This is a genomic window from Streptomyces sp. (assembly GCF_019510245.1).
Taxonomy (GTDB): Bacteria; Actinomycetota; Actinomycetes; order Streptomycetales; family Streptomycetaceae; genus Streptomyces.
The window spans coordinates 23,982-30,388 of sequence record NZ_JAEKKT010000207.1 but is presented as its reverse complement, the minus strand read 5'-3'; the positions used below and the strand labels follow the sequence as shown (position 1 = coordinate 30,388).

At 73.8% G+C, this 6,407-nt stretch carries 5 protein-coding genes and 1 pseudogene; 1 reads left to right on the top strand and 5 read right to left on the bottom strand.

The genetic code is table 11. The annotated features are described in order from the left end of the window. Positions 1-77: 77 nt before the first annotated feature. The 3 genes and pseudogenes from kdpF to JF597_RS41790 form a co-directional block, all read right to left on the bottom strand. Positions 78-167, bottom strand: coding sequence for a K(+)-transporting ATPase subunit F (kdpF, locus tag JF597_RS41800; protein WP_016434100.1), 90 nt, complete (start codon positions 165-167; stop codon positions 78-80). After that, the gene (locus JF597_RS41795; RefSeq protein ID WP_294009028.1) at positions 164-337 is read right to left on the bottom strand and encodes a hypothetical protein; all 174 of its coding nucleotides are present in this window, start codon (positions 335-337) and stop codon (positions 164-166) included. Before JF597_RS41795 ends, kdpF begins: the two co-directional genes overlap by 4 nt. Positions 338-464: 127 nt before the next feature. Further along, positions 465-1,034 (bottom strand): annotated as a pseudogene (locus JF597_RS41790) (amino acid permease); the annotation flags it as partial. A gap of 256 nt (positions 1,035-1,290) precedes the next feature. Here JF597_RS41790 and JF597_RS41785 point away from each other — a divergent pair. Beyond that, positions 1,291-1,791, top strand: a complete 501-nt coding sequence (locus tag JF597_RS41785; protein ID WP_294009025.1) for a hypothetical protein — start codon at positions 1,291-1,293, stop codon at positions 1,789-1,791. Here JF597_RS41785 and JF597_RS41780 read toward each other — a convergent pair. Together JF597_RS41780 and JF597_RS41775 are read right to left on the bottom strand one after the other, a co-directional pair. Then, positions 1,769-3,592 (bottom strand): NAD(P)-binding protein, encoded by a 1,824-nt coding sequence (locus tag JF597_RS41780; RefSeq protein ID WP_294009022.1) that lies wholly within the window; start codon positions 3,590-3,592, stop codon positions 1,769-1,771. The two genes, JF597_RS41785 and JF597_RS41780, sit on opposite strands and share 23 nt — an antisense overlap. A 181-nt stretch (positions 3,593-3,773) precedes the next feature. Beyond that, complete coding sequence (locus JF597_RS41775; RefSeq protein WP_294009020.1) at positions 3,774-6,293, bottom strand: ATP-binding protein; 2,520 nt, start codon at positions 6,291-6,293, stop codon at positions 3,774-3,776. Positions 6,294-6,407: the final 114 nt, after the last annotated feature.

Below are 6,407 nucleotides of genomic sequence, written 5' to 3'. Positions count from 1 at the left end.
GGACGTAGGCGAGCGCCAGTGCGCCGATCAGGGCGAGCAGTTGGAGGACGCCGGCGAGTACGGGACCCATGCAGATCTCAGAACCTCTCCGGGAAGATCAGGGCGAGGACGAGATAGCCCAGCAGGGCGACGGCCACGACGAGGCCGACGATGTTCTCGGCGGTCACAGCTTCGTCGCCCCCTTGGCGACGAGGGCCACCAGCGCGAAACCCGCGAGCACGGTGACGACGAAGGCCAGATCGGCCATCGTGAACTCCTGGATGAGGTTCGAACGGACTCGGACTGTTAGAGGAAAACGTCTTTCCGGCCGGTTTCGGCCGCCGTTGACGGGTCCCATACGGCGGCGTTCACGCCTTTGACGGGACTCTTACGCCATCGCGACCGGCCTGCGACCGGAGGCCGCCGTTCGGCGGCTGAAACCCCCCTGAACTGGGGGAACATCGGTCTCGGACGTATCGGGCGGGTCAGGTCAGGCGGAACCGCAGCCGGCAGATCACCGCGTCGGTCTCCTTGCGCACGGCATGGGCGACGACGGCACCGCGCTGGTTCCGGAGCAGTCTCCCCCCACGCTCCGCGCGGGGCCCCAGCCAGAGCCGCTCCGGCTCGGTCTCCGGGATCAGCACGGTCACCCGGGTGGCCGGCTCGGCCGCGGCCACCTCGCGGACGTACACGGCGATGGGGCGGCAGAGGGTGCGCCGCTCGCACGTCAGCCGGACCAGCGGCACCCCGGGGTCCCATGCGGCCCAGGCGCGCTCCGGGGCGTGCAGCTGGGCCCGGTCCTCGGGGCCGGGACGGCAGACGGGGACGGCCCGCACCTCGTCGCCGAGGGAGGCGGCCGCGGACAGCGCCTGGGAGGTGAGCCGGGACAGTGAGGACACCGGCACGATCACGACCGACCGCTCCCGGTGCGGCGGCTCCGGGATCCGCCCGAGCCCGAGCCGCTCCCCGATCCGCGCGTGGGCCCGGTGCACGGCGACGAAGGCGCCGACGAGCAACGGCAGCATGACCACGACGAGCCAGGCGCCCTCGGTGAACGTCTCGCGCACGGAGTACCGCGCGCGAGACGACCAGGTTCTGTCCCGCCCCGCCCGCCTCCGACAGCCCCTTGCGCGTTCTTCGCGCAGACGACGGCCACTTTGATACGTCCTTGACGGCAACGCTCCTGAAAGGGGCGCGGGGAACTGCGCGACCGACCCCCACCGGCCCGCAGCGCCCCGCAACCGTCAGAGTCCCGTCAAAGACAGGCCGCACCTACAGACGCCGTGCCCCACCACTCCCTACCTTCACCCCATGCCGCCCTCCGAGGACCACCGCTGGTCCAAAGACGTCTACGCATCGGCCCGTTGCGCAGGCGCCCTCCTCGCCCTGCTCCTCCTGGTCGACTGGGGATCAGGGACGTTCACCTGGTGGCGCGGCACCCTCTGGACCGCCCTCGCCCTGCTCCTCTTCGGCGTCCTCTGCCCCGCCAGGGTCCGCGCCGGCGACGGCTGGCTCACCTCACGCCGGCTGCTGCGCACCCGCAGCGTCCGCACCGACCGCCTGGTCTCGGTCCGCCGCCTGGACGGCATCTCCCCCCGCCTGCTGCTCCGCGACGCCTTCGGCGACCGGCTGGAGATCGACCCCCGGGTCCTCGTCGACAACCCCGACCTGTGGCTGCGCGTCGACGCGGGTGCCCGCAAGGCCGCCGAGGCCGGCACCCTGCTCAGCGGCTCGACCGCCCTGAGCCGCCTCGCCGAACAGGTCGAGCGCGAGAACGCGCTGGGCGTCTTCAGGGCGTCGGGCCTGGAATAGCCACCACCCCCGTCATCAGCACGTCGAGGCCCCGCCGCGTGGTGGCCATCACCACCCGGTCACCCGCCTCCAGCACCCGCCCCTGCGCCGGCCGCCAGTCGAAGGCGGGCTGTCCCGGGGCGGCCCCGCCGGCCGGCCCCACCGCCAGCACCCGCCACTCCCGTCGCCGGAACGCCTGGTGCACCGAACGTCCCTCCAGTTCGGGATGCCCGGCCACGTCCACGCAGGTGAACAGCAGCGACCCCCGCTCCACGGGCATCACCCCGAGCACATGGCGCCCCATCATCGCCGCAGCGAAAGAAGGCGCCGCCAGCGCCGAAACGCTTCTGCTCCGGGTGAGCGCATCCGGGTAGGACGCCCGCAGCGTGCGCTGGACGGTCGCGGCGAAGGCGTCGTCGTACAGCCGTGTCACCACCCGTACCTCGGGGTTGGCCTCCCGGACGGCCATGACGATGTCGAGGTTCTGGCCGTCGTCGCGGGTGAGGACGAGCAGGGAGCCGCACTGCCGGACCCGGGCGAGTTCGAGGACACCGGGGGCGGTGGCGTCCTCGAGGACCAGCGGGACGCCGAGCTCCCTGGCGAGTGCGACGCCCCGGGCGCGCGGGTCCCGCTCGATGGCCACCACCTGGTGGCCGGTGCTGCGCAGCCGGTCCAGCACCCGGGTGCCGACCATCCCGAGGCCGACCAGGACGATGTGGCCGCTGACGTCGTCGTCCGGCGGATGGTTCACGGAGGCGGTGCGGAACGCCTCCGTCGCGTTCATGGTCGCGGCGACCACGAGCGGCAGCACCGCCAGCCCGACGAAGCCGGCGAGGAGCTGGAGTATGCGGCGGGCGGGCGACTCCTCGGTCGCCGGATCCCCCATCGTGAAGATGTCCAGGAGGGGCAGGTAGAAGTTCTTCCACCAGGGGTGCTCGTCCGCGAACAGCGCGGTGGCGGTCGACAGCGCGACCACCACCGCGGCCAACGAGCCGTAGACGGCCGCTAGTTGCCGGGAGCGGAAGACCCGCCACGGCAGGTGGGCCAGCCGCGCCCGCAGCCAGCGCACCGGCCGGAACCGCCGGGCGCGGCGGGCCGGTTCGGCCGTGTCGAGGTGGACGACCTCCTCCAGCATCAGCCGCCCGTGCGTGAACTGCCGGTGGTACGCCGTCCGGTCGTCCGGCAGCAGCAGGGTGCCGTCCTCGCCGGCCGTCTCGGCGCTGTCCTGGCTGGCCGGGTCGTCCTCGTGGGCGCCCGAGAGCACGGCGAGGGTGGCGAGGTCGGTGGAGTGCGTCGGGGTGCCCGCGGGCCGGACGACGCCGCGGAAGACCTTGCCCTCGACCTGGAGGGTGTGCCCGTGCCCCACGGCGGCCGCCGCGACCAGTTCCGGTACGGCGGTGTCGGCGTCGGAGAGCACGGTGGTGGAGGCGTCCGGTGCCGGGGCGTCGCACAGGCCCGCCGCCCGGTCGAGGAGCCGTTCCAGGTGGCTGCCGCGCTCCCGGTTGAACATCCGCACGACCAGCCGTACGGAGGGGTTGACCGCGCGCGCGAGCAGGGCAGCGGTGACGTTGACCTGGTCGTCGCGGTAGGTCAGGGCCAGCGCGGCGGCCCGCGCCACGCCGACCGCGCGCAGGGTGGCCTCGTCCGGGCGGGCGGAGATGTGCAGGTGGACGGCGGACGCCGGGTCGCGGTGCAGCGCGGCGACCCAGGCGCCGTGCTCGTCGTCGGCGGAGGGCAGGACCACGGTAACGACCTCCCCGCACACGGCGTCCAGTTCGACGGCGAGCCGGTGTGCGAGGCCGTCGTCGCCGCAGATCACCATGTGGCCGGTTCTCTCACCGGATGCCGCTGGTACGGGCAGAGTTGACGTCACATCAGCCTGAACGGCACCGGCCGTGACACCGGTTCCGGCCAGGCCGGGGACCGCCGTTCAAAACTCCGCCAAGAACATGTCAAGAAGGGGAAGTGGGCGCAGCAGGGCAGGCCGCCCGCCGGCCCAAGGGTCAGCCCGCGCCCACCGGCCCGGCGGTGGCATCTCCGACGCGCTGTGGTGCGCGCAAGGGCCCGGCCCGGTCGGCCAGGGGCAGCGAGACGACCATGGTCAGTCCGCCGCCCGGGGTGTCCTCGGGGGTCAGTGTGCCGTCCATCGCCTCGGTGAGCCCGCGGGCGAGGGCGAGTCCGAGGCCGAGGCCGGTCTTGTTGTCGGTGTCGCCGAGCCGCTGGAAGGGCTCGAAGAGACGGTCGCGGCCGTTCGCCGGCAGGCCGGGGCCCCGGTCGATGATCCGGAGTTCGGCGCGCCCGGCCAGCGCGCTCGCCGTCACCAGCACCCGCCTGCCGGGCGGGCTGTAGCGGGCCGCGTTGCCGACCAGGTTGGCGATCACGCGCTCCAGCAGCGATGGGTCGGCCAGCAGCGGGGGCAGGTTCTCCAGTTCGCCGTGCACCTCGGCCGTCGGAGTGTCCGCCAGGGCCGCCGGGAGCACCTCCTCCAGGGCGGTGGCCCGCAGGTTGAGGGTGAGGGCCCCGGCCTCCACGCGGCTGAGGTCGAGGAGGTTGTCGACGAGGCGGCTCAGCCGGGCCATGGACTCCTCGGCGGTGGCGAGGAGTTCGTCGCGGTCCTCCGGCGAGAACTCCACCTCCCGGCTGCGCAGCGAGGTGACCGCCGCCCAGCCGGCCGCGAGCGGGGTGCGCAGGTCGTGGCCGACGGCCCGCAGCAGCGCGGTGCGCATCCGGTCGGCGGCGCGCACCGGTTCGATCTCGGCGGCGGCCTGGGCGAGCCGGGCCCGCTCCACCGCCGACCCGACGTGCGCGGCGAACGCGGCGAGCACCCGCCGCTCGGACGACGAGGGCGTACGGCCGCGCAGGACCAGGTGGTTGCCGGGGCCCGCGGGCACGGCGGTGACGTCGGCGCCGTCCGGCGGCTCGTCGACGAGCTCGGCGGAGTCCATGCCGAAGGTCTCGCGGGTCCGTTCCAGGAGCGCCGGGATGGTCTGGCCGCCACGCACGATGCTGCCGGCCAGCGACGACATGGTCTCCGCCTCGGCGGTGGCCCGCGCCGCGCGCCTCGACAGCCGCAGCGAGCGGTCGACGACAGCGGCGACGGTGGCGGCCACGACCGCGAACACCCCCAGGGCCAGCAGGGCGTTGGGGTCGTCGAGGGTGAACCGGCCGATGGGCGGGATGAACCAGTAGTTCAGCAGCAGGGACGCGGTGACGGAGGCGATCACGGCCGAGGCGACCCCGCCTATGCAGGCCACGCCGACCACCGCGAGCAGGAACAGCAGGGCCTCGCTGGTCAGGTTGACGGTGCCGCGCACCTGGGCGAGGACGACGGTCAGCAGCACCGGCAGCACCAGCCCCGCGACCGGTCCGGCGATCAGGCGGCCGGTGGAGAGGGTGCGGCGGCGGGAGGGCAGCAGGGTGCCGCGTCCGGCGCGCTCGTGGGTGACCCGGTGGACGTCGATGTCGCCGGAGAGGGCGGTGACGGTCTCCCCGGTGCCCGGTCCGGTGAGGAAGCGTTCCAGGCGGCCCCGGCGGCTGGTGCCGAGGACCAGCTGGGTGGCGTTCTCGGCGCGTGCGAAGTCGACCAGGGCGGTGGCCACGTCGTCGCCGACCACCGAGTGGTAGCTGCCGCCGAGGTCCTCGACCAGCCGGCGCTGCCGGGCCAGCGAGGCGTGCGAGACGCCGGCGGCCAGGCCGTCGCTGCGGGCCACGTGCACGGCGAGCAGGTCGCCGCCCGCCGACCGATCCGCGATGCGCGCGGCCCGTCGTACCAGCGTGTCACCCTCCGGGCCGCCGGTCAGCGCGACCACCACCCGCTCGCGGGTCTCCCACACCCCGCCGATGGCGTGCTCGGCGCGGTACGACTGGAGCGCCTCGTCGACCCGGTCGGCGAGCCAGAGCAGGGCCAGCTGGCGCAGCGCGGTGAGGTTGCCGGGGCGGAAGTAGTTGGCGAGGGCCGCGTCGATCTTCTCCGGGGCGTAGATGTTGCCGTGCGCCATCCGGCGGCGCAGGCCCTCGGGCGGGATGTCGACGAACTCGATCTGCTCCGCCTTGCGGACCACGTCGTCGGGCACCGTCTCGTGCTGCGGCACCCCGGTGATCTTCTCGACGACGTCCTTGAGTGATTCGAGGTGCTGGATGTTGACGGCGGTGATCACGTCGATCCCGGCCGCGAGCAGGACCTCGACATCCTGCCAGCGCTTGGGGCGCCGGCCGTCGCCGGGGATGTTGGTGTGCGCGAACTCGTCGACGATCGCGACCTCCGGGCGGCGCGCCAGCACCGCGGCGGCGTCCATCTCCTCGAACTCGCCGCCCCGGTATCCGCAGCGCAGCCGTGCCACGGCCTCCAGGCCGCCGGTCATGGCCTCGGTCAGGGGACGTCCGTGGCACTCCACGAACCCCACCACCACGTCCGCGCCCCGGGACGCGCGGCGCCGGGCCTCGTCGAGCATGCGGTAGGTCTTGCCGACCCCTGGGGCGGCCCCGAGGTAGACCTTCAGTCGTCCGCGCGGTACGTCGTTCATCACCTCAAAGACAAGCGCGCCGCGGGGCCCCGGGTCCGGCCTCTTGACGCGTCTCTGGCGCCGCTGACGACGACGTTGACACTGTCTTGACGGCCGCCGGCCGGATAGGGTGAA